Source organism: Paraconexibacter sp. AEG42_29 (assembly GCF_040581415.1).
Classification (GTDB): domain Bacteria; phylum Actinomycetota; class Thermoleophilia; order Solirubrobacterales; family Solirubrobacteraceae; genus Paraconexibacter.
Map to the genome: position 1 here is coordinate 1,578,344 of NZ_CP114014.1, position 22,631 is coordinate 1,600,974.

The window sequence follows — 22,631 nt, forward strand, 5'->3', positions numbered from 1 at the left end:
GACTTCGGTGGTTCGGCGCCGGACGCCGCTCCGGGCCACGACCGTCGGCCCACCACCCTCGACACGCGCGTTGCCCCTACCCCCGCTCGATGGGTTGTGGGTGCTTGTCAGGCAACGGGTCTGTGGCCGGACGCCGCTCCGGGCCGCGACCGTCGGCCCACCGACCGCGATCAGTGTCGCTGGGCCACTCGCGGCAGGGGCCGGTGGTTGCTTGTCAGGCAACGAGTCTGTCGGCCGCACCCTCCGGAGCACGCCTCGGCGGTCGCGGGCCGGGCCTGATCCCATCGGCGTGGGTGCTCGATGTGCCACCACGTGCGCGGGTGGCGGGTGGTGGCACATCGAGCGAGTCGTTCCCGCCGTCCGTCGGCCGCGCCGCACCGCGCCGCACCGCGGCCGCCACCGCCGACCGGCGTATCGGGCCGTCTTCAGCCTGCGGTTTCGCGGGTCGCCTCGACCGCGCGGGCGTCGGCGTCAGCGCCGGAGAGTCCTGGTCACGGCGGCACAGCAGTTCCATCCCGGCGCAGCTCGTGCACGCGGACCATCGGACGGTCCTCCGCCTGCGTCGACGTGATCGACCAGCCGACCGCCGTGGCGCCGGCCAGGAACGGCTCCGCGGTCGCTCGGGAGGGGTCGGCCAAGATGACCTGGGGTGCGTTCAAGGTCGCCAGGAGGGTCAGGAGCGGGGCCACCGCCCGTGCCTCGTAGAGGACGTCGGCGGCCAGGACGACGTCGAACGGGCCCGCGGCCACGAGCGGCCCCGGGTCGCGCCAGTCGGCGACCACGCAGGTCACGGATCCGGTCAAGCCCGCTGCGGCCGCGTTGCCCGCCGCGGCGGCGACCGCGTCCGCCGACCAGTCGGTCGCGACGACCGTCGCCCCCGCCCGGGCGGCCGCCAGCGCAGGAAGACCCAGCCCGCAGCCGACCTCCAGCACCCGCAGCCCGCGCAGGTCCGCCGCGGCCACGCGGCGCGCGAGGACGACCGCGCTCGGCCACAGCTCGGCCCAGTAGGGCAGGTACTCGTCCCCGGCCGCGAACGCCGCCTCGTCGATCAGCGCGTCGCTCGAGGCGGGGCGGGTGATCAGCAGCGGCGCCCGGCCGTCCCGCAGGTCGACCGGCTCCGTGACGACCGCGGTCACCCGCGACGCGAGCGTGGCGCGGTCCGGAAGACCACGTCCCAGTACGGCGCGCTGATCCCGAACCCGGTGGTGTCGTCCTGGAAGTGGTGGCGCATGTGCAGCTCGCGCAGGCGCCGGGCGATCGGGCCCTTCGGCGGCCGGTGGTGCACGGCGTAGTGGATCATGTCGTAGGCCAGGTAGCCCGCGAAGAACCCGCTGCTGAGCGCGCAGGCCGCGTCGAACGGCAGCACGAGGTTGAAGAGCAGGACGAACAGCGCGCCCAGCGGCAGCGAGGCGCTCGGAGGCATCACGAGCCGCAGCGGGTCGTTCGGGTGGTCGTGGTGGACGCCGTGGATCATCCAGTGCAGGCGGGCGCCGATGCCGGTCTCCGGCGCGAAGTGGAAGACGACGCGGTGCAGCCAGTACTCGGTGAACGTCCACACCACGTAGCCGACGAGGATCCAGCCGACCAGGTCCGGGGTCCCGAGCCCGTCGCGCACCGCGATGACCGCGAACGCGACGATGATCGGGACGAACAGCGACGGGACGACCATCGGATGAACGCGCGTGAAGCGGTCCAGCAGCGGGGAGCCGAAGATCGGCGGGGACGCGCGCAGCTCGTCTGTGCGGGATGGATACTCGGGTGCCTGACCATCGCTCATGACGTGCGTAGCCTAGTAAAGGCGACCGACTGCCCCGCCGTTCCCCCAGCACCTGCGCGGGTTCTTCGGTCCGCCCGCCGCCGGGGGTAGCATTCCGTCGGTGCAAGAGGCGGACGACGAGGTGCTCGAGGTCGACGGGATCGTCGAAGCGAGCGACTCCGTGCCGGCGCTCGCGCCCGGCGGCGCGTCGACCGCCGCCGACCCCGTCCGGCCCGTCCTGCCCGTCATCGCGCAGGCCGCCGCGGTCGCCACCGCCGGCTTCGCGGCCGGTGCCGTGACGGTCGCCGTGGTCCGTGCCGTCCAGGGGCGCAAGGCGCTCGGGTCGCGCCGGCGCCGGCGGGGCCTCCCGCGGACGTCCGTCGTGGCCACGCGGTCGTTCCTCATCGACGTCCACGTCCTCGAGACGCGCGAGCGGACCTAGTGGAGCGTCAGGCAACGTTCGCCGGGCCGAGGCCGATGCAGCGTGGATGCTGCGGTGTGCCCGCCGATTCAGCTCATACCGGGCGTATTTGCGGATCGGCGGGTGCGCCGCAGCGCCGCGCGGCGCGGACTGAACCCGGTGAACGTTGCCGGGAGCTCCACTAAGTGCAGCCGCCGACCGCCACGGCCGCGGCGCCCCCGCGTCCCGCCGCGCCGCGCCGCAGGACGCCGGCGGGCGCGGGCACGACCGCCGCACGGCCGTGGAGCGTCGAGGAGCGCGCCGACCTGACACCGCGCTCGCCGATGCGGCTCCCGCGCGCCGGGCGCGACGGTGTCGTTCGCCGCCGCGGCGACGTCCTCGAGCGCGCGCTGCACGTCGACGGGCACCCGGTCGTGCTCCGCGTCGCCCAGCCGGCACCGAACCGCATCGTCATCGGGGCCCGCGCCCACGACCGCGCGGCCGCCCGCACCGCGATCGACCGCTGGCGCGCGGCGCTCGGTGTGGACGCGGACATCCGCCCGTTCCTGGAGCGCTTCCGCGACGACCCGCTCATCGGCGCGTCGGTCCGCGCCCGGCCGTTCCTGCGGCCCGGCTGCCGCGCCGAGCCGTGGGAGGCGCTCGCCTGGGCGGTGACCGAGCAGCTCATCGAGTTCGACCGCGCGGTCCTCATCCAGCGGGCGATCCTGCGGCGGCACGGCGTCCGCGTGCCCAGCTGGGACGGGACCGGGAGGCTGGTCGACGTCCCCGCGCCTGCGACGTTCGCGGGTCTCGCGCCCGCCTGGCTGCAGTCGTGCGACCTGTCCGGCGGCCGGTCGCTGAGCCTGATCCGGGCCGCTCGCGAGGTCGCGTCCGGCCGGGTCGACCTCCGCGACCCCGACCACGAGCGCGGCTGGCGGCGCCTGCGCGCGATCCCGGGGATCGGCAGCTGGACGCTCGACATCCTCGGCCTGATGGGCCAGGCGCGGTACGACCGCCTCCCGGCCGGGGACCTGTCGTTCGTCGTCCTCGTGGGGCGCCTGCAGGCCGGCGGGGACCGCTTTGCCACCCGCGCCACCGAGGACGAGGTGCGCGCCTGGTTCGCACCGTACGAGGAGTGGGCAGGCCTCGCGGGCGCCCACGCGCTCGGGGCCGCCGGCGTGGACGCCGGCGCGATCGTCCGCGCCGGCATCACCTGAGGCGCCTACCCGGGCTGGACCTCGTTGGGTGAGCTCTCGGCCGGCTTGCCGCCCTCGCCGGGGAGGAACTCGTTGGTGAACGCCGCCGCGTTCGGCTCGTTCTCGAGCAGCTTGTTGCGCTTCATCCACTCGCCGAAGGCCTGCCACTCACGGGGCTCCTGCCACCCGTACGGGTTCGATGCCTTGGCCGGGAAGAAGACCGGCAGCGTGGCCTTCACCGACGCCAGCTGCAGTCCGCGGTCGAGGTCCTTGGAGGCGGCGATCAGCGGGTCCACCCCGGCCGTCGGGTCCGCCTTGACGGCCAGCGCACCGGACTGCAGTGCCTGCACGAAGCGCCGCAGCAGCGGGCCGCGGTCGCGCACGTCCTGCTCGCGCGTGACGAGCACGAGCTCGTTGTAGGTGGGGACGCCGAGGTCGTCGACCTTCAGGATCTGCGGGTTCTTCTTTGCCCGCTCGAGCTCGACGCCCTCGTAGTTCCAGAACGCGCCGAGCGTCGCGTCGGCCCCCTTCTTGGAGAGGATCGAGGGCACCAGGTTGAACTTCACGTTGACCTCCTTCACGCGGCTCGGGTTCACGCCGGCCTGCTCGAGGATGGTCTTCAGGTACGCCGACTGGTACGGGATGCCGGCCGTGCTGACCGTCTTGCCGGCCAGGTCCGCCGGCTTGGCGATCTTCGCCGCTGGGAGGGAGATGATCGACGTCAGCGGCTTCTGGACGAGCGCCCCGATCGCGATCAGCTTCGCGCCCTTGTCCCGCGCGAGCAGCAGGTCGGGCTCGTAGGAGATGGCGACGTCCACCTTGCCGGCCGCGACGAGCTTCAGCGGGGTCGACGGGTCGCCCGGCGTCTGGATGTCGACGTCGAGGCCCGCCGTCTTGAAGGCGCCGTTGCCGACCGCCGCGTAGATCGGCGCGTGGTCGGCGTTCGGGAAGTAGTCGAGCATCAGGGACAGCTTCTGCGTGCGCGGCGCGGCGCCGATGTCGTCCTGCTTCTCACCGCAGGCGGTGAGGAGGAGCACGGACGACAGGCACGCGGCAAGCAGGGGACGGCGGATCACAGGACAGGTCCTTTCGGGGGGTGGGCCCAGGGGGCGACCCGGCGCTCGGCGAGCGTCAAGGCGGCGTACAGCGACAGGGAGAAGAGCGACAGCAGGACCACGGCGGCGAACGCGCGGGCGGTCTCGAGCTGGGGGATGGACTGGGTCATCAGGTGCCCGAGGCCGGCGTCCGAGCCGGCGGTCTCGGCGAGCACCGCGGCGATGGCGGCGATCGCGACGGCCAGCCGGGTGCCGGTGAACAGCGCGGGCAGCGCGGACGGCGCCTCGACGAAGCGCAGCTGCTGCCAGCGGGACGCGCCCAGACCGGCCATCAGCTTGCGCCGGCCCGGGTCGGCGCCCGCGAGCGCGTCGAGCGTCGGGACGACGATGGGGAAGAAGCACACGAGCGCGACGATGATCAGCTTCGGCGTCAGGTCGTAGCCGAGCCACGCCGCCAGCAACGGCGCCACCAGCACGATCGGCACGGTCTGGGAGGCGATCAGCAGCGGGTAGAGGCCGCGGCGGACCTGGGCCCAGCGGTGCAGCGCGAGCGCGAGGCCGACGCCGAGCACGATCGCGATCAGGAGGCCGATCCCCATCTCCTGCGCGGTGACCTGGAAGTTGTCCCAGAGCAGGCCGCGGTCCTCCCAGGCGGTGCTCAGCACGTCCGTCGGCGACGGCAGCAGGAACTCGTCGATGTCCGACAGGTCGGCGTAGGCCTGCCAGCCGCCCAGGAACGCGAGCAGGATCAGAACGGCGAGCATGAGCGTCAGCGCCCCGCTTCCAGGGCCGCGAGGACCTCGGCCCGGACCGCCACCACGGCGGCGTCGGTCGCGACCCGCGGGTGGGGCAGGGGGACGGGGATGTCGGCGACCACCCGTCCCGGCCGCGCCGACAGCACCACGACCCGGTCGGCGAGCAGCGCAGCCTCCTCGGTGTCGTGCGTGACGAGCAGGACGGTCCGCGGCTCGCGGGCCAGCGTCGCCGTCAGCCAGCGCTGTGCGTCAGCGCGCGTGATCGCGTCGAGCGCGCCGAAGGGCTCGTCCAGGCAGATGACGCCGGCGCCCGACAGCAGCGTCCGCGCCACGGCGATCCGCTGCCGCATGCCGCCCGAGAGCGCCGCCGGACGGGCGTCCGCGAACTGGCCGAGCCCGAGCGCCTCCAGCTCGACGCGGGCACGCTCGCGGGCCGCCGGTCGCGCGACCCCGGCGATCCGCAGCGCCAGGGCGGCGTTGTCCAGGGCGGACGCCCACGGCAGCAGCGTGTCGCCCTGGGGCATCAGCACCGCCCCGGTCGCCGCCCCGCGTGCAGCGGGCGCCGGGGAGCGGACGGTCCCGGCGTCCGGCGCCTGCAAGCCGCAGACGAGGTCCAGCAGCGTCGACTTCCCGCACCCCGACGGGCCGACCACGGCCACCACGGCGCCCGGATCCACGCGCAAGGAGACGCCGTCCAGCGCGACCACGGAGCCGGCTGCGAACACGCGCCGGACACCGTCGAGGTCGACGGCGGGCTGCTTCTCGAGGGTGACGGACGCGGGCGGCGTCCGGGTCGGCGACGACATGGCTCCCTTCGCGGGCATTACCCCACAGGTTCTACGGGTCAGCGCCGGAGGACTGGGCGCTATCTCAGCCCGCGTCCGCGAGCCCCCCTTGGTTTGCACCCGGCAGGCTACTTGACCCGGAACGTCACGAACTTCGTGGTCGTCTCCTTCAGCGGCGACGCGCCGTCGTAATAGGCGCGCACGCGCCACGTGCCGGCGCGGCGCAGCTTCTGCCGGAAGACGAACGGCTTGACCGCGTACGCACCGCCGCGGTGCAGCGTGACCCACTTGGAGACGAACCGGGCGCGGCCCTTCACGAGGCTCTTGGCGCGGCGCTTCACGAGCACCTGCCACTCGGCGCGCACGCGGCCGTAGAGCGCGGTGTCGGCCCGGGTCGTCAGCTGCCCCTTGAACGAGCAAGTGCGCTTGACGCAGGCCGGGTTGCGGCGGGCCGGCACCACGATCTTCGTCGGGACGGGGACGAGCGGGCACTTCGCGCCCTTGCAGATGGGGACCTGGGCGCTCGACACGTTGCCGAGGGCGTCCCGGGCGTCGACCTTCAGCGTGTGGGGCCCGTCGGCGAGGAACGCGGCGCCGTTCCAGTTCAGGGCGACGGGCTCGCCGTCCCTGGCCTCGGTGAAGCGGTAGAACGGCTCCCCGTCATCGAGCCGGTACGTGATCTCGGTGACCCCCGCGGGGGTGACGCCGGGGTCGGCGGCGTCCACCGCCATCGCCCGCACGAGCAACGCCGTCGTGAAGCCCAGGCGGGGCGCCGGGGTGAGGACGCTGATCGTCGGCGGGGTGAAGTCGCCGCACGGCCTGACCCCGCCGCCGTCCGCCGCCACGACCGACCTGAAAGCGGCCAGCGCGGGCTTGGCGATCAGCGCGGTGTCGACGAGGCCGTAGTGGTTCAGCTCGTCGATGGCGTAGACCCGGCTGTCGGCCATCGTGAACCAGGCGGCCACGGCGACGTACGGGTCGCGGGCCAGGCAGCCGTAGGCCTGGGTGAGCAGCTCGGCCTGCTGCGCCTCGGAGACGCCGCTCGGGGACTTGCCCGTGCTCCCGCCACGCTCGCACGAGGTCGGGCCGCCGTCCGTGCTGCTCCAGCCCAGCTCGGTCATCCAGATCTGGGGCGTGGGGTCGTTGTTCGCCAGCATGACCGCGCGGACCGAGCGGTAGGACAGGAAGGAGTACTGGTTGATCGGCCCGCCGGCCCCGTTGCGGACGTAGAAGTCCGGGCCGAAGCGCAGGCACGCGGTGGTGGTGTGGACGGCGATGCCGTCGAAGCTGCCCTTCAGGCCCTGCTCGTACATGGCGGCGACGAAGTCGTGGTTGCCGCCGGTCGTCGGCCCCATCAGGATCGCCGCGTCACCGGCGACGGGCTTGGCCGCCTTGTAGGTCTCGCGCAGCACGTCCCCGTAGCGCTTCCACTCCGAGCGGTCCAGGCTGTTCGGCGCGTTCGGGTCCCGCGCGCCGTGCCAGAACTCGGGGGCGTCCGGCTCGTTCCAGACCTCGTAGGCCGCGACCCGGCTGAGGCTGCGGGTGTACTGGACGAAGCGCGTGAAGAACTCGGCGTAGCGGTCGGGGTAGGGCGGGGCCAGGTGGTCGGTGCTGCCGTTGCCCCAGCCGGGGGCGCCCAGCACCGCGAGGATCGGCCGTGCGCCGCCGGCCTGGATCTGGCGGAGCGCGGCATCGAAGTCGCCCGCCAGCTTCGCGGCGCCCGCGTTCGGCGTGTTGCGATAGGTCGGGTACTGCCCGGCCTCGTCGGGCTCCAGGCGGTTCCAGTCGACGAAGAGGCGGATGTACTTCGCCCCGGTCGCGAGCGCCGCGCCGATGGTCTGGGACGACAGCCCGGTGACGTTGATGGCGGGGGTGGCCGCGCGCGCGGCATCGGCGCGGACGGCGGCGGACGCCGTCAACGCGGCGAGGGTGACGAGGACGACGGCCACGAGCAGGCGCGGGCGGCGGTGGGCTGCGGCCGTGTTCATCGTCCCGGCGACACCGGCTCGGCGAGCGTCTCGAGCCCGGACACCCGTGCTCCGCGGCCGGTCACCACGATCCGGTAGGCCTCGTCGGCGCTGACCGGCCGCGCGTAGCGGCTGGTGGCCGACCGCGCCGCCGTCGTGAAGCGCGCAGCGGCGCGGGCACCGGGCGCCGGCGAGGTCCGCAGCGCGGCCCAGCTGCCGTCGAGGCGCCGGCGCTCGACGGCGACGGTCCGCGTCCCGGTGCCACCGCGCAGGCGGACCCACAGCAGGACGCGTCCGTCGCCGCGGCGCTGGGCGAAGAGCCCGGTCGTGAACGAGCGGACGGCAAGCTTGGCGTGGCCGTCGCCGTCGTAGAGGCCGGTGTAGAACTCGCCGAACGGCCGCGAGGTCGAGTCGCTGACGCGGGTCGCGGCCGGCAGCTGATCGCCGACCAGGAACTGGGCGAGCGAGACGACGCGCGGCAGCCGCGTCGCGCGGTACTCCGCCCACGTGAGCCAGTGGGCCTGCCGCCCCTCGCTGAGGCCCTTGCGCGTCCCGATGTCGTGCGTCTCGTAGCCGAACTCGGTCAGGTGGATGTTGCGGTTCGCGGGCGCGATGCGGCCCCGCCCGGCCAGGGTGTCGAGCAGCCGCGACAGGCGCGGCAGGTCGGCCAGTCGCGCGTCGTCGGGCCGGCTCGCGATGCTGCGGCGGACCGGGGACTGGCCGGAGCTGTACGGGTGGTGCGCCCAGCCGTCGCCGGGCAGCGTCGTGAACCCGCGGCAGCCGCCGGTGGTGATGGGGCGCAGCCGGGCGTCGACGCAGGCGAGCTGGCGCAGGAAGCGCAGCGGCGGGGTGGGGCCCGTCCCCGTCCCGGGTGGGCCGCCGGTGCTCGACGTGTTGCCGATCAGGACGCGCAGGCGCGGCCGCAGCTTCTTCAGCTGGGGATAGGCGACGAGCACCATGCGCCGGTAGACGTCCGGGCTCGTGGGGGCGGCCGTGGGCGTCCGCCACTGGGGCATCAGCAGCGCCGGGTGGTTCGGCTCGTTCCACAGCGCCACCTCGTCGACCGCGGGCAGCGGCTTCGTGGCGGGCGGCTCCGCGACGACGGGCGCCCGCGGCGGCCCGAAGAGCGCCGCCAGGATGTTGTCGTCCGCGGTGGGCGCCGGGGGCGGGCCGCTGTCTGACGGGGGGACGAACGTCCCTGAGTATCGCTTGCCCACCGCGAGCGCGAAGCGGCCGTACGCCGCTGCGTCCACGTTGCTGCGGGCGCGCGGGCCGGCGGCGTCGGTCGTCGCCCACACGGGTGCCCAGAAGCCGATGTCAATCAGGACGCGCAGGCCGCGGGCGCGCGCGAGCCGGACGGCGGTGTCGAGCTCGCGCCAGCGCCCCTGCTCGTAGGCGGCCGGGTCGGTGGCGTCGAAGCCGCCGGGCGGCAGGCGGCTGTCGGCGTCGCGGGTCAGCACCGACCAGTTCGCGGTCAGGCGGACCCGGCCGACGCCGAGGGTGACGAGGCGGTCGAGCGTCGCGCCGACCTGCTCGGGCGAGCGGTGCAGCAGCGCGGCGTCGTCCTGGACGACCATCTCGGGGTACCCCGCGGCCGCCGCGGACGACGGCAGCGTGGCGAACGCGCCCGCCAGGGCGAGCAGCAGGACGAGCCGGACGACCGGAAGGGGCGCGGATCGCCGCGTTGAGCGCCGCAGCGAGAACCGGAGCATCGGGCGCGAATCTTCGCAGGCGGCGCCACCGTGCGCGCCGCCGGCGACCTTGCGCCGTCCGGCAGGTCGTCGACGAACGCGCGGGCCGCTCAAGAACGGGCGGGGTCGCGTCGATCTAGGGGAGGCGGCAGGCCGGCCCTGCGCGCCCCGTGACCTCCCGACCTGCTGCGGAACCGCTTGATGCCACCCTCACCGCGCCGCCGCCACGCGCTGCGCCTCCTGCCGATCACCCTGATCTCCGCGGCGATCCTCGCGTTCGCCGGGGCTGGGGCCGGGGCCGCCCAGGCGGCGACGCCCGCGCTGAACGTCAGCGGGATCTCGCCGCTCGTCCTGCAGCCGGCGCTGGCGACCGGGGCGAAGTACATCCGGATCTTCGTCGACTGGCAGGTCCTCGAGCCCGACCAGGCCGGGCAGTACCCCGGCTACAAGAACGCGCCGAACCTGGGCGCGGCCAACCTGGCGAACCAGTACGAGCTCGCCGTCAAGCAGATCAACGCCGCGGGAGCGAAGCCGATCTTCGTCGTGCTCGGCGCCCCCGGGTGGGCGAACGGCAGCAGCGCCGACCACCTGGTCCCCCCGACGGACCCCGAGAAGTTCGCGAGCTTCTTCGCCCGCTTCGTCCAGCGCACCGGGAGTGTCGGACAGGTCGCCGCGTACGAGGTCTGGAACGAGCAGGACGCGCTCGAGTTCTGGCACGGCAAGGAGGATCCGAACGCCCCGGGCAACCTCGACCGCTCGGAGTGGAAGCGCTACGCCGAGCTCCTGAAGGCGTCCTATAAGGCCGCAGATCCTTACGCGGGCAACGCGGCGATCATCATGGGCGCGACGACGGGCAACAACTTCGACTTCGTCAGCGCGATGTACGAGCAGGGGCTGAAGGGCAGCTTCGACGGCGTGGCGGTCCACACCGACACCGCGTGCCTGCGGTTCGGCCCGGACTTCTACGTCCGCAACGGTGCGGGCGGGCCGATCAACCAGTACTCGTTCCTGGGCTATCGCTCGGTGCGCGCGGTGATGCTGGCCAACGACGATGCCAAGCCCCAGATCTGGATGACCGAGGTCGGCTGGAGCAGCACGAACGGCGGGCCGACGTCCTGCGCCCGCGGCAGCAGTGCCGGCAAGGCACCGAGCGGTGTCTCTGAGGCGCAGCAGGCAGCGCTGCTCACGCAGGCGTTCGGCTGCATGGCGCGCGATCCGTACGTCGCGGTCGCCGCCTGGTTCACGTTCAGCGACCAGACGATGTACAAGCTCGACGAGCTCAACCACTACGGCCTGGTCAACACGGGCCTCGGAGCGAAGCCGGCGCTCGCCGCGTTCAAGGCGGTGGTGGCGTCGAACGGCGGCGCGCCCGGGCCCTGCGGCGACTTCTCGCCGCCGAGCGTGAGGATCGTCAGCCCGACGCCGGGGGTGGGCTTCACGACCGCGCTGCTCGTCACCGCGACGGCCACGGACGCCGCGGACGAGGGCGTCGCCCCCGCCGGCCTCACGCAGATCTCCTACCGCCTCGAGGGCGGCGAGCCGTTCTACCGCTTCAACGACGTCAAGGACGGCGACACCGTCACGCTCAACTGGCTGCGCGCCGCGAACCTGGCCGACGGCACGCACATCCTCACGGTCGACGCCAAGGACGCCCTCGGCAACGTCGCCAGCACCAGCGTCCCGATCTGCAAGGGCGCGAAGTGCGTGATGACGGCCGTCCCGACGAAGATCGCGCTGCCGTCCGGCAGGAACCCGAGCTGCAAGAAGCGCAGCTGCTCGTTCAAGGGCCGCCTGACCGCCCCCGCGGACAAGGCCCTCTCCGGCCGCGTGCGGGTCGAGTGGCAGCACTACGCGAAGATGCGCGTCAAGAGCACGGTGCCGGGCAGGAAGCGCTACGTCTCCAAGTGGGTGACCTTCCACAAGGGCGGGTCCGCCGCGACGAAGCCGTTCGCCTTCAAGCAGAAGCTCAAGCGCGCCGGCAAGTGGCGCGTCCGTGCCTACTACGACGGTGCGTCGCCCCTGGCGGGAACGACCACGAAGTTCCTGGCCTTCTCCGTCAAATAGGGCTGGGGCGTCCGCTGCGCCGAGCGCTTGAGGCGCAGCGCGGGCGCCTCGACCAGCCGCCAGGACAGCTCCGCCGCCACCAGGCTGAGCGGGAGCGCCGTCACGGTCAGGATGACGGTCCCCCAGCGGTAGCTGTCCGGCGTCGGCAGCCAGTGCGAGAACGTCGTGAGCAGCATGAAGTGGTACAGGTAGAGGCCGTAGGCACGGCCACCCAGCCAGCGCAGCGGCGCGGTGTCGAGCACCCGCCAGGGGGCGGCGCCCAGCCGTTCCAGGAGCGCCGGGACCCCGACGATCACGACGCCGCACGCCGCCAGGATCGCCAGCTCGCTGTCGGCGCCGTCGAGCCCCAGGAGGCTCACGCTCATCGGGGCCCGCGTCGCCAGCCAGACGCAGGTCGCGAAGGCGGCCAGGACGGCGCACGCCCCTGCGCGGTTCAGGCGGCGTGACGTGCTGCGCCGGCCGGCGAGCGCGAGGTCGGCCGCCGCCACGAGCAGCCCCAGGAGCAGGACGTGCGCGTGCGCGAGCGGCTGGGAGTACTCGAGGTCGTTCCCGCGGGGGACCAGCGCGAAGCCGGCGACCGCCGCGGTCGTGGCGAGCACCGCGACCAGCGCCAGCCGCGTCCCCCGTCCCCGCGGCCGGCCGCCGCACGCACGGGCGGCGAGGACGAGCACGCTGCCGATCAGCGGCACAGCCAGGTAGAAGCGGGCCTCGACGCCGAGCGTCCACGCCTGCCCGAGGTGGAAGCGCAGCGGGCTCGTGGCCCACGGCTCGGAGACGAGCAGCATCCGCGGCAGGTCGGACACCGTGCGTCCCTGCAGCCCGGCGATCAGGAGCGCTGCGGCGAGTGCGACCCAGAACGCGGGGAACAGCCGCACCGCCCGGTTCCAGAGGAACGCCGGGACCCGGGGCTGCGGGCGCCCGTCGACGTACGCCGCCAGGAACGGCCGGGCGATCAGGAACCCGGACAGGACGAAGAAGATCGGCACCCCCACGACGCCCGCGCCGATCACCGCTCCCGCCGGCCCGAGCGGACCGCTCCAGCCGTCGTCGAGGAACTGCTGGAAGTGCCCGGACACATACAGCGCCGACGTCGCCGCGTGGCACAGCACCACGCCGAGGGACGCGATCCCGCGGATGGGGTCGCCCGAGCGGAAGTGCGGCGTAGGCCCTGATCGTCCCGCGGCGACCTGTGGGCTGGGCGGCATCGACCCGAGGCCTCAGGTCACCGGCTTGGTCAGGGCCTTCACGAAGTCCTCGAGGTGCTGCGTGGTCCAGCACTCGTACGCCTGGCAGTGGGCGGCGTAGGCGCTGATGACCGAGTCGCCGTAGTTCCAGTAGAGCTGCGGCTCCGGGTTCAGCCAGAAGGTGCGGCCCGCCTTCTCCGCGATCTGCGCGAAGACCTCGGCCTTCGGGTCCCGGCCGTTCGTCCGCGCGTCCCCGAGCACGATGACGGTCGCGCGCGGGTGCAGGTCGTCCTCGACGAGCACGCGGAACTCGTTCCAGACGCGTCCGTAGTCCGTGTACCCGGAGATGTCCGCGACGCCCGAGTCCTTGGCGATCGCCTCGGACACCTTCTTGAAGTCGCGCTCCTTGTGGAAGATGTCCGTCACCTCGCTGATGCGCTCGATGAAGACGAACGAGCGCATCTTGCGGAACGAGTCGTGCAGCGCGTGCAGGACGCTGAGGAAGAAGACGGAGGCGCTCGTGACGCTCGTCGACACGTCGCAGAGCACGTAGATCTCCGGCCGCCGCGGGCGCTTGGGCCGGAACTTGAGCTCGACGGGGACACCGCCGGTCTGCAGCGACGCGCGCATCGTGGCGCGGACGTCGACGTGGGCGTGGCGCTTGGAGCCGCGCTGCTCCTGGCCCTGGGTCTTGAGCCGCCGCTTGAGCTGGGCGACGACGCGATGCACCGCAGCGAGGTCCTGCAGCGGGCCGGACGGCAGCGCGCGGTCGATCTCGTTGAGCGGCCGGGCGGGCGGCAGCTGCTGCTGGCGCTCGATCTGGCCGCGCTCGAGCTCGCGCCGGAGCATCTGCTCGAAGGCCCGCAGCTGGTCGCGGGGCACGCCGTCGTGGCGCGGGTCCTCCGGGGGCAGCTCCGGCTGGGGCTCGGACTTCAGGCCGAGGGCGCGGCGGATGCGCTGCACGTCGACGCCGATGACGCCGGAGCCCTGGCCCTGACGGCCGAACGCGGCGATCGCCATCCGGGCGAGGTCGCGCATCGCGCCCTCGTCGCCGTCCTGCATCGCCTGCGCGATCAGCTCGCGCAGCTCGTCCATGTCCAGGTGCGACGCCTCGTCCGCGTCGATCCCGCCCTCCTCGCGCACGCCCTCGCGCACCGCCGCCAGCTCCGCCGCGCGGAAGAAGAAGCGGTCGAAGACGAGGTCGAAGATCTTGCGGTCCTCGGGGGACTTGGCGAGCGTGGCGCTCAGCGCGACGCGGAACTGCTCGCGGTCCTGCCAGGGGACGAGCTCCAGGGCCGAGAACCCGTCCAGCAGCTCGCTCGTCCCGATCGCCACGCCCTCGCCGCGGAGCTCCTCGCCGAACTCGACGAGCCGCGCCGCGATGCCCGTGTCCGCGTCGCCCGCGCTCCCGTAGAGCGCGGCGGCGCGTGCGTCGGGTTTGCGGGGGGCGGCCACGGGACGCTGATTACCTGGCGGCGCCGTTGGAGGGTGGGGCGGTGCCTGCCGACTGCAGCTTCACGCCGACCCGGTCCGCGACGATGTCGAGGTCGGTCCGGTGCTTGACGATGACCGACATCGTGGACTTGAACACGTCCGCGTCGATGTCGGTCGCGCCGAGCAGCAGCAGCGCGCGCGCCCAGTCGATCGACTCGGCGATCGACGGCGGCTTCTTGATGTCGAGGTCGCGGATCGTGGCCACGAGCTCGACGAGCTTGCGCGACACCGTGTCCGGCAGCTCCGGCGTGTGGAGCTTCACGATCGCCAGCTCGTGCTCGAGCGACGGGTAGTCGAGCCATAGGTAGAGGCAGCGCCGCTTCAGTGCCTCGGTCAGCTCACGCGAGTTGTTCGAGGTCAGCAGGACGACGGGGTGGCTCTTGGACGTCATCGTCCCGAGCTCGGGGATCGAGATCTGGAAGTCCGACAGCAGCTCGAGCAGCATCGCCTCGAACTCCTGGTCGGTCTTGTCGATCTCGTCGATCAGCAGCACGACCGGCTCGGGTGATGTGATGGCGTCCAGGAGCGGGCGCGTGAGCAGGAACTCCTCGCCGAAGATGTCGTCCTGGACCTGGTTCCAGCCGGCGCCGTCCGCCTCGGCCTGGATGCGCAGCAGCTGCTTGCGGTAGTTCCACTCGTACAGGGCCTTGGCCTCGTCGAGACCCTCGTAGCACTGCAGGCGCACGAGGCGGCGGTCCAGCGACTTGGCCAGCGCCTTCGCGAGCTCGGTCTTGCCGACGCCGGCGGGACCTTCGACCAGGACCGGCTTGCCGAGCTTGGCGGCGAGGTAGCTGACGAGCGCAGTCGAGTCCCCAGGGAGGTACCCGGTGTCCTGGAGGCCCTGGGCGATGTCGTCGACGGACGTTGGCTCGTAGGTCATGGAGCGCTGAAGGGTATCGATCGGCTGCTGACGGGCCGTGCCGGGACGTGCCGGGAGGGGGTTGTGCGATGCTCGCCGGGATGACCGCCGCGCTGTTCGTCCTCGCCGATGTCGCGGCTGCGCCGGTGCTGGCGATCATGACGTTCGGCCTCGTCATCACCCTCGCCGGCCACATCAACAAGAACTACAAGATCGTCGCGATCGGCCTGGCGATCCTGTTCCTCGCGACGGCGGCGATGATGATCGGTGCCTACGCGTCGTACTCGGGGGGCGACGGGGGCGACCCGCGGCCCTGCGCCATCCCGGCGGCCTGCTGAGGGACGACGGCCGCTACGGGCGGCCGGGGTCCTCGTCGCGGCCGAGGATGTCCTCGGCGTCGACGATCCGCGTGGGTGCGGTGTCCGGCGGCGGCGCCGGCGTGCGCCGCGGGGCCGGGAACTCGGTCACCTCGTCGGCGAAGAGGGTCTTCTCGGTCGAGGGGCCGCGGCGATCGACGACGGTCTGCGAGCTGTCGGGCTCGGGGCGCCGGCGGCGGTCCGCGTCGGCCGGCGGGTCCTTGCGGAGCGCGGGCGGGGCGACGGCGGTGGCGTCGGTGGCGGCCGGCTCGGACGCGCGGCGGGCGGCCGCCGAGGCCTCGGCGGCGCCCGGCCGGCGGCGGCCGCGGGGCAGCGGGTCGTCCGACGGCGCGACGTCACCGGGCAGCGGCGGCTCGACGAGGCGCGCGGAGCGCAGGCGCTGGCCGGAGGCGGCGAGGAAGAGCCCGACGAGGAACGTCACGAAGATGCCCCAGCTGACCCCGACCGTGACGGCCACCCCGGCGCCCGCCTCGGGCGACGGCTTGTCGAAGTTGCGGTAGAAGACCAGTGCGCAGACCCACAGCCCGGCCGCGAAGATCACGTTCCCGTCGCCGAACGGCAGGTGGAACGCCTTGCCCTCACCGCGGGCGAACAGCATCCAGAGGACGCCGATCGCGACCAGGAGCACCGCCGCCTCGACGAACGAGAACGCGCCCCAGGCCGTCAGCGACCCGTCGGCTGCGTTCGGCCTGTCGCCCCGCGGGTTGTTGCCGAGGACCGTCTGCGAGTACCACGGCAGGAACATCGTCACGAACAGCGCGGCCGCCGCGTAGCCGGCGGTCCGCTGCTCGTTCTCGAGGCCCCGGTAGGACGCGCCCAGGCGCCGCACGAAGCCGCCGAACGCGGCGCCGCGGGACCCGGCGGGACGTGGGCCGTCGGCCATCAGGCCGGTCGCTTCCTGCGGTCGCTGCGCGCGTGGGCGGCAGCCGCGATCGAGGTCGTTGCGGGCGCATCGGCCATTGGCTCGTAGTCTACGCGCGTGGCCGGGCGCCCCACGGCTCAGTCCTGCTCGCGCTGGTGGGGGAGGAGGTCCACGTCCGCGTAGGAGCCCGCCGCCCGCGGGATCCCGGCCTCCTCGGGCTCGTCCGGCCAGCGGCCGTGCTCGTCGAAGAAGGCCCGGGCGTCGTCCTCGTCCGTGCGCTCGGTGTCCGTGTGCGCGGCCAGCCAGATGAGGTAGCCGAGCGCGCACATGCCCGCGAACGCCGCGATGTAGTTGGCGATCTCTCCGACCACGACGGTGCTACGCGATCGGGATGTCGTGGACGACCGGGCCGCCGGCGCGCCCGTCGGTGGTGGGCGGCGTGACCTCCATGCGCTCCACCCACCAGTCGATGAGCGCGCGGGCGAGCAGCAGCACCTGGCGCAGCAGCTCGCGGAACTGCTCGCGCAGCTCGTCCGGGATCAGCTCCCGCAGGGACTCGAGCAGCGCGACCAGCGCATGGACCTCGGTGGTCCGCCGCTGATGGTCCTCGGGGCTCGTCCAGCGCGCCTCGCCGGGACCCGTGTCCTCGCCGGCCCGGGCCGATTCGGCCTCGGCGGCCAGCCGGGCGGCCGCCTCCTGTGTGTCGCGGATCCGGTCGCGCAGCTGCGCGAGGGGGTCGTAGTGATCGGCGGTCATGGAGCGCAGCTCAGGCCTGACGGGCGGGAAGGTCGAAGGTGATGTGCAGCGATCCGTCCTGGAGCGCGGCGCCCGACGGACGATAGTCCGCCACGGCCGGTGGCAGCATCAGCGTGCGCTTGTGACCGTCGACGCGGACGATCAGCTCGCGGCCCACCTGCTTCAGCCCGACCTCGCCCTTCTCGACGAACGGCAGCTCGAGCCGCAGCGTGGCGCCGTCGTCGGTCAGCGTCAGCTCCTGCGTCAGCGACTGGTGCAGGACCGCCGACGCGTCGTGCCCGGCGAACAGCGCGTCCCCGAGGGCGTCGAGCGGCGCGTCGCCCAGGACCTCGGCCGGGAAGTACGGCGCGCACAGGACCGGCAGCGGCGCGAACGCCTCGCGCACCGCGGTGAGGTGCTCCTGCTGGCGGTCGCGCCACGGCGCGAAGTAGTCGCCGACCTCCTCCGGGAAGACGCGGTTGACGATCACGGCATCGGTGAGGAAGCCGTAGAGGTTCAGGTAGGTGAACGTGCGGCGGGCCTCGTCGATGACCATCCGGTCCGGGTTCATGACCAGGCGCAGCGACACGTGCTCGGTGTCGCGGAGGATCTCGTTCATCGCGATCAGGTTCCGTGTGAGGCCCTGGATCTCGTCCAGGACCGCGTCGCCGGGCAGCGAGACGTCGAAGACCGCGCGGGCGAACGGCCGGGCGGCCTCCATCAGCCGCGACTGCTGCGGGAAGGCCTTGTTCAGCCACCAGCGCGCGACGTCGGGGAAGCTCAGCAGGCGCAGCGTCTCACCCGTCGGGGCGCAGTCGACGACCACGACGTCGAACTCCCCGGACTCGTGGTGGCGCTTGAGCTCGAGCAGGCTGAAGAGCTCGTCCATCCCGGGCGGGACGGTCAGCTCCTCGGCGCTGATGCGGTCCACGCCGCGCTCGACGAGGATGTCGCCGGCCCACGCCCGGACCGCCGACCAGTTGCGCTCGAGCTCGTCCTGCGCGGACACCTGCTGCGCCACGAGCCCCGGCCCGACCTCCGACGGGCTGCTGCCGAGCGGCGTCTGCAGCGCGTCGGCCAGCGAGTGCGCGGGATCCGTCGAGAGGACGATCGTCCGCAGCCCGGCGGCGGCGCAGCGGCGAGCGGTGGCGGCGGCCACCGAGGTCTTGCCGACTCCGCCCTTGCCGGTGTAGAGGATCGTGCGCGTCTCCATGCCCGCGCTTCACACTACGCGAGGGCGGCGGCTCAGCCCCCGACGGCGATGCTCCCCGAGGTCTGCGCGGCGTTGCCCGCGAGGTCGACGGCCCGGACCGACACCGCGTAGCGCCCCGCCTTCTTGGGCGTGAAGCGCAGGCGCTGCTGGCCGCGGCTCAGGCGGACCGTCCGGCCGGCGATGCCCTTGCCGTTCAGCGTGACGGAGGTGGTGACGGTCGACACCTTCGACAGCGTGTAGCCGAGCGACACCTCCTTCTTGCGCTTCGGCTTCGCCGGCTTCGGCCTGCCCGCGAGGGCGATGACCGGAGGTGTCCTGAGGTCCGCCGTGAACCGGGCGGCCGTGTCGCAGTAGACGGCGGGATCGGGCAGCGTGGCCGGGTCGACAGCGCTCGTCGGCGTCGGCGGGGCCGGTACCGGCGCCGCGCCGCCGTCCTGGCGGGTGGTCGCGCGGGCCGCCCGCCTGCGGTCCGCCGTCGTGCGGTCACAGAGCCCGGCCAGGAAGTCGCGCAGGAGCGTGTGGTAGCCGAGGTCGGACTCCCGCGGCTTGAGCGAGTAGAGCGACCAGGCGCCGGTGTCGAAGCGGGGGAGGGCGACCCGGAGCTCGGCCTCGGCCTCGCGGTACAGCCGCTGGCCCTCCTCGTCGCGGGCGAGGACCGCGAAGTCGTGCAGGCCGTTGACGGCCTGCGTGAAGGCGTTCAGCACGTCGAGCTTCGGCGCGAACGAATAGATCAGCAGGTTGGCGCCCGACGACGTCCCGACGCGGACGCCGGTCGGCGGCGCGACCCGGAAGATCCCCAGGGCGCTGCGCGCGACGTCGAACAGCGCGGGGTCCTTGAGGTGCACTGCCGCCCGGCTGTAGGCCTGCAGGGCGGTCCCCTGGCTGAGCGCGCTGACCCACGGCGGCGCCCCGCCGTCGAACACGAAGAACGACTCCCAGGCGATGCCGCCGGCGCGGACCGACGCCAGGGACGTCGTCTCCTGCAGCAGCGCCTTAAGGGCGTTGTCGTACCGTCGCTGGCCGCCGGCCATCAGGGAGTTGGCCTTGCCGAACGTCCCGAGCCACTGCACCTGGATGCCCTGGCCCGGGTACGCCTGCCAGACCATCGAGCTGCCCTTGAAGGTCACCCGCTGCCCGTAGGCGAGCAGCGATCCGGTGGTCCACCACTCGCGGTTGCGCCGGATCGTCAGGAACGCGAGCGGCATCCGGGAGCTCGTGAGGTTGCCGGCCGCAGCCACGGCGTCGATCGTGCGCAGCACGCCGCCGAGCTCGTTCCGGCGGGCGCCCGTGAGCTTCTTCAGGCTGGCTTTGGCGGCGCCGTAGACCTCCCGGTACCCGTCGGCGACAGCGGCCGGGACGACGCCCGCGGCCTGCACGCGGTCGACCTCGCCGAGGACGGTGCGGGTCTGCTTCGCCGCCCGCGCGCGGTCCGGGGCGGGCGGGGAGGCTGCGGGTGCGGCGGTCGCGGTGGCGAGGCCCAGCGACAGCGCCGCAGCCACGATGATGGGCGGCGTCCGGCGGATCGGCCGATGGTACCGTCCGCCCTGCGCCGTCCGCGCAGCCTGCCTTGCAGTGCCACCCGACCCGAGGTCCCCGGTCCCAGTGCTCCGTGCCCGCCGTCCCGTCGCCGCCTTCTTTGCCGTGCTGTGCCTGCTCTTCGTCGCCGCCTGCGGGGGCTCGGACGAGAAGAAGCCGTCGGGGGCGGCGGGCGTCCTGGCGGAGGCGTTCGGGCCCGACAAGCCGGTCAGGAGCGGGGACGTCGACGCCGCGATCACGTTCGACCAGACCGGGCTGACCGGGGTCGGCCCGCAGGTGAAGGTCGACCTCGAGGGGCCGTTCCAGTCGCAGGGCGGCGGGAAGCTGCCGTTCTTCGACCTCGACTTCGGGCTGCTGGCCGGCGGGACGCAGCTCAAGGCCGGGGCCGTCTCGACCGCGGACAAGGGCTTCCTGAAGTTCGACGGCGCGGACTACGCGCTGCCCGCCGCGGTGTTCACGCAGTTCCAGAAGGCCTACAAGGACTCGCTCCAGGCGGCGTCCGACGGCGACAAGAAGGCGTCCGGTACGTCGCTGCAATCCCTCGGCGTCGATCCGCTGCGCTGGCTGAGCGCCCCGAAGACCGTCGGCACCGAGCAGGTGGGCGGGGTCGCGACCGACCACGTGAGTGCGTCAGTGGACGTCCCGAAGCTGCTCGAGGACGTGGACAAGCTGCTGCGCAAAGCCGGCTCCGTCAGCGGCGCCGCGGGCCAGGCGGCGGGCGTGCCGAACGGCCTGACGACCCCGCAGCGGACCGTGCTCGCGGGGGCCGTCACGGGCACGACGTTCGACGTCTGGGCGGGGAAGGACGACGGCACGCTGCGCAAGCTCGACGTCACGGTCGCCTTCGAGCTGCCGGAGATCGCGCAGGCTGCCGCCGGTGGTCTGAAGAAGGGGCGCCTGCGCCTCGCGCTGACGGTCGCGGACCTCAACGAGAAGCAGACGATCACCGCGCCGACGACGACGCGCCCGTTCGCCGAGCTGCAGACGCAGCTGGCGCAGCTGATCACCGGTGTGTTCGGCGGCGGTGCAGCGGTGCCGGGCGCCGGCGGGACGGGCTCCGGTTCCGGTGCGGGGACGGGTTCCGGTTCGGGTTCGGGTACGACCGGCGGCAGCGCGGGTACGGCCCCACCCCAGAACGACTACGACGCCTGCATGGCGGCCGCGGGGGCCGACATCGCGAAGGTCAACGAGTGCGCCCCGCTCCTGAACCCATGACCGACTCCATTCCCAAGCCCAGCCGCGCCGTCGGCCACGTTGCCCTCGGCGCCTGGAGCGGTGGCCGCTACCTGCAGTACGGGGAGACCGTCGAGGCCGAGCGCCTCGAGGCCCTGCTGCGTCCCGACGCGGGCATCCACACCCTGCTGACCGCCGACGCCTACGGCGCGGGGGAGGCCGACGCGCTCGTCGGCCGGGCGATCGCCGGCGTCCCGCGTGACGAGTTCTGCCTGGTCGGCGCGGTCGGCCACGATTTCTACGAGGGCGAGCGCGAGGGCGCGAAGGGCTTCCCGCGCTTCACCGACGCGCGGCTGCGCGGGCCCGAGCAGTACGCCGACTACCTGAAGATGGCGACCGAGAAGCACCTCGAGCGCCTTGGGGTCGACCAGCTCGACGTCCTGCTGCTGCACAACCCCGACCGCACCGGGTACACCAGCCCGATCGTGTGGGAGGCGCTGGCGTCCCTCCGCGACGAGGGCCTGACGAGCGCGATCGGCGTGGCTCCCGGTCCGGCGAACGGCTTCACGCTCGACGTGATCGCCTGCCTGGAGCAGTTCGGCGAGCTGATGGACTGGGCGATGCTGATCCTCAACCCGTTCGAGCCGTGGCCCGGCGAGCTGGCGCTGCGGACCGCGGCAGCGCAGGAGGTCGCGGTCATCGCGCGCGTGGTCGACTACGGCGGCCTGTTCTGGGACGACGTCAAGCCCGGGCACCAGTTCGCCCCGAAGGACCACCGCCTGCACCGTCCCGGTGGCTGGATCGAGTCCGGCATCGAGAAGCTCGAGCGGATCCGCCCGGTCGCCGAGCGGCACGAGCTGACGCTGCTGCAGCTGGCCGCGCAGTGGGACCTGGCGCACAGCCCCGTGGCCTGCGTCGCCCCGACGCTGATCCAGGAGCCGGGCGGCCGGGCGATCGAGGCGAAGCGCGCGGAGCTGGCCGCGACGCCGCATCACGTGGTCCTGAGCCCGGAGGAGGTCGCCGAGCTGCGGGAGATCGGCGACAACGCCGGCTCCATGGTGCTGAAGGGCGCGTCGCCGGAGTACGACGGGGCGATCGTCGCCGACCGCTGGCCGCTCGAGGCCGAGCTCGTCGCCGCCGGCGCCCGCTGGGGCGTGGACGCCGAGGCGGACCTGGCGTCAGGCCCCCGCTAGTTCAGTACTGGTCCTCGTCGGGCTCGAGCTCGTCGATGTCGTCTTCCTCGTCGTCGTCCGCGGCGTCGACGGCGCCCGACGCGCCGGGATGGTGGGACGCCTCGAAGCGCTCGATGGCCTCGTCCCGGGCGGTCTCGTCGACCGGGGCCTCGTCGCCGACGAGGACCCAGACCGCGTCATCGTCGGCGTCGCCCGACTCCTCGAACAGCTCGGCGTCGAGGGCGGTGCCGTCGTCGACGATCAGGAGCATCTCGGTCTGCGGGTTGTAATAGGTCCCCGGGCGGTTGACGGCTTCGTCGAGCTCGAATCGGCGTGGTGCGGCCATGCCACCGTTCT

General features: G+C 73.3%; 22 protein-coding genes and 1 riboswitch. Of the genes, 6 read left to right on the top strand and 16 right to left on the bottom strand.

Translation table 11 applies throughout. The features are described 5' to 3' along the window. Positions 1-491: 491 nt before the first annotated feature. Together DSM112329_RS07620 and DSM112329_RS07625 are read right to left on the bottom strand one after the other, a co-directional pair. A complete protein-coding gene (locus DSM112329_RS07620) occupies positions 492-1,136 on the bottom strand; it encodes a methyltransferase domain-containing protein (protein ID WP_354701212.1) in 645 nt (214 codons plus the stop codon). Then, the gene (locus DSM112329_RS07625) at positions 1,133-1,777 is read right to left on the bottom strand and encodes a sterol desaturase family protein (RefSeq protein WP_354701213.1); all 645 of its coding nucleotides are present in this window, start codon (positions 1,775-1,777) and stop codon (positions 1,133-1,135) included. The genes DSM112329_RS07620 and DSM112329_RS07625 overlap by 4 nt, the downstream gene beginning before the upstream one ends. 100 nt (positions 1,778-1,877) lie before the next feature. On the opposite strand from DSM112329_RS07625, the gene DSM112329_RS07630 reads away from it, so the two are divergent. Then, positions 1,878-2,198 (top strand): hypothetical protein, encoded by a 321-nt coding sequence (locus DSM112329_RS07630; RefSeq protein WP_354701214.1) that lies wholly within the window; start codon positions 1,878-1,880, stop codon positions 2,196-2,198. 164 nt (positions 2,199-2,362) lie between these two features. After that, positions 2,363-3,373 (top strand): hypothetical protein, encoded by a 1,011-nt coding sequence (locus DSM112329_RS07635; protein WP_354701215.1) that lies wholly within the window; start codon positions 2,363-2,365, stop codon positions 3,371-3,373. A 5-nt stretch (positions 3,374-3,378) separates the two neighbouring features. Here the strand turns inward: DSM112329_RS07635 and DSM112329_RS07640 are convergent, their stop codons facing one another. The 5 genes from DSM112329_RS07640 to DSM112329_RS07660 form a co-directional block, all read right to left on the bottom strand. Next, complete coding sequence (locus DSM112329_RS07640) at positions 3,379-4,428, bottom strand: ABC transporter substrate-binding protein (RefSeq protein WP_354701216.1); 1,050 nt, start codon at positions 4,426-4,428, stop codon at positions 3,379-3,381. Further along, positions 4,425-5,171: an ABC transporter permease gene (locus DSM112329_RS07645; RefSeq protein ID WP_354701217.1), complete on the bottom strand. Its 747-nt coding sequence runs from the start codon at positions 5,169-5,171 to the stop codon at positions 4,425-4,427. The genes DSM112329_RS07640 and DSM112329_RS07645 overlap by 4 nt, the downstream gene beginning before the upstream one ends. Before the next feature lie 5 nt (positions 5,172-5,176). After that, positions 5,177-5,986: an ABC transporter ATP-binding protein gene (locus tag DSM112329_RS07650; protein ID WP_354701218.1), complete on the bottom strand. Its 810-nt coding sequence runs from the start codon at positions 5,984-5,986 to the stop codon at positions 5,177-5,179. Further along, positions 5,972-6,057, bottom strand: a riboswitch (TPP riboswitch). It overlaps the preceding gene by 15 nt. Positions 6,058-6,075: 18 nt before the next feature. Next, positions 6,076-7,935, bottom strand: a complete 1,860-nt coding sequence (locus DSM112329_RS07655) for a hypothetical protein (RefSeq protein ID WP_354701219.1) — start codon at positions 7,933-7,935, stop codon at positions 6,076-6,078. Further along, the gene (locus DSM112329_RS07660) at positions 7,932-9,626 is read right to left on the bottom strand and encodes a hypothetical protein (protein WP_354701220.1); all 1,695 of its coding nucleotides are present in this window, start codon (positions 9,624-9,626) and stop codon (positions 7,932-7,934) included. Before DSM112329_RS07660 ends, DSM112329_RS07655 begins: the two co-directional genes overlap by 4 nt. Positions 9,627-9,806: 180 nt before the next feature. On the opposite strand from DSM112329_RS07660, the gene DSM112329_RS07665 reads away from it, so the two are divergent. Further along, positions 9,807-11,669 (top strand): Ig-like domain-containing protein, encoded by a 1,863-nt coding sequence (locus DSM112329_RS07665; protein ID WP_354701221.1) that lies wholly within the window; start codon positions 9,807-9,809, stop codon positions 11,667-11,669. Here DSM112329_RS07665 and DSM112329_RS07670 read toward each other — a convergent pair. Genes DSM112329_RS07670 through DSM112329_RS07680 form a run of 3 tightly spaced genes read right to left on the bottom strand, consistent with a single transcriptional unit; the run spans position 11,606 to position 15,227 of the window. Continuing rightward, positions 11,606-12,874 (bottom strand): acyltransferase, encoded by a 1,269-nt coding sequence (locus DSM112329_RS07670; protein ID WP_354701222.1) that lies wholly within the window; start codon positions 12,872-12,874, stop codon positions 11,606-11,608. The two genes, DSM112329_RS07665 and DSM112329_RS07670, sit on opposite strands and share 64 nt — an antisense overlap. A gap of 12 nt (positions 12,875-12,886) precedes the next feature. Further along, positions 12,887-14,308 (bottom strand): VWA domain-containing protein, encoded by a 1,422-nt coding sequence (locus DSM112329_RS07675; RefSeq protein WP_354701223.1) that lies wholly within the window; start codon positions 14,306-14,308, stop codon positions 12,887-12,889. Positions 14,309-14,318: 10 nt separating this feature from the next. After that, positions 14,319-15,227 carry a MoxR family ATPase gene (locus DSM112329_RS07680; RefSeq protein ID WP_354701224.1) on the bottom strand — a complete coding sequence of 303 codons (909 nt, stop codon included), beginning with the start codon at positions 15,225-15,227 and terminating at the stop codon, positions 14,319-14,321. Between the two features lie 80 nt (positions 15,228-15,307). Between DSM112329_RS07680 and DSM112329_RS07685 the strand changes: the two genes are divergently transcribed. Continuing rightward, positions 15,308-15,544, top strand: a complete 237-nt coding sequence (locus DSM112329_RS07685; protein ID WP_354701225.1) for a hypothetical protein — start codon at positions 15,308-15,310, stop codon at positions 15,542-15,544. A gap of 13 nt (positions 15,545-15,557) precedes the next feature. Here the strand turns inward: DSM112329_RS07685 and DSM112329_RS07690 are convergent, their stop codons facing one another. The 5 genes from DSM112329_RS07690 to DSM112329_RS07710 all read right to left on the bottom strand — a co-directional run bounded on the left by DSM112329_RS07690 (position 15,558) and on the right by DSM112329_RS07710 (position 19,892). Beyond that, a complete protein-coding gene (locus DSM112329_RS07690) occupies positions 15,558-16,466 on the bottom strand; it encodes a hypothetical protein (protein ID WP_354701226.1) in 909 nt (302 codons plus the stop codon). A gap of 116 nt (positions 16,467-16,582) precedes the next feature. After that, the gene (locus DSM112329_RS07695) at positions 16,583-16,816 is read right to left on the bottom strand and encodes a hypothetical protein (RefSeq protein WP_354701227.1); all 234 of its coding nucleotides are present in this window, start codon (positions 16,814-16,816) and stop codon (positions 16,583-16,585) included. Positions 16,817-16,823: 7 nt separating this feature from the next. Next, a complete protein-coding gene (locus DSM112329_RS07700; RefSeq protein ID WP_354701228.1) occupies positions 16,824-17,201 on the bottom strand; it encodes a hypothetical protein in 378 nt (125 codons plus the stop codon). 10 nt (positions 17,202-17,211) lie between these two features. Beyond that, entirely contained in the window at positions 17,212-18,393 is a 1,182-nt protein-coding gene (locus tag DSM112329_RS07705; protein ID WP_354701229.1) for a TRC40/GET3/ArsA family transport-energizing ATPase, read from the bottom strand. A 32-nt stretch (positions 18,394-18,425) separates the two neighbouring features. Next, the gene (locus DSM112329_RS07710) at positions 18,426-19,892 is read right to left on the bottom strand and encodes a D-glucuronyl C5-epimerase family protein (RefSeq protein WP_354701230.1); all 1,467 of its coding nucleotides are present in this window, start codon (positions 19,890-19,892) and stop codon (positions 18,426-18,428) included. A 103-nt stretch (positions 19,893-19,995) separates the two neighbouring features. On the opposite strand from DSM112329_RS07710, the gene DSM112329_RS07715 reads away from it, so the two are divergent. Further along, positions 19,996-21,144 carry a hypothetical protein gene (locus DSM112329_RS07715; protein ID WP_354701231.1) on the top strand — a complete coding sequence of 383 codons (1,149 nt, stop codon included), beginning with the start codon at positions 19,996-19,998 and terminating at the stop codon, positions 21,142-21,144. Then, positions 21,141-22,295, top strand: coding sequence for an aldo/keto reductase (locus DSM112329_RS07720; RefSeq protein WP_354701232.1), 1,155 nt, complete (start codon positions 21,141-21,143; stop codon positions 22,293-22,295). Before DSM112329_RS07715 ends, DSM112329_RS07720 begins: the two co-directional genes overlap by 4 nt. 1 nt (position 22,296) lies before the next feature. On the opposite strand, the gene DSM112329_RS07725 is transcribed toward DSM112329_RS07720, so the two are convergent. Beyond that, the gene (locus DSM112329_RS07725; RefSeq protein ID WP_354701233.1) at positions 22,297-22,620 is read right to left on the bottom strand and encodes a hypothetical protein; all 324 of its coding nucleotides are present in this window, start codon (positions 22,618-22,620) and stop codon (positions 22,297-22,299) included. Positions 22,621-22,631: the final 11 nt, after the last annotated feature.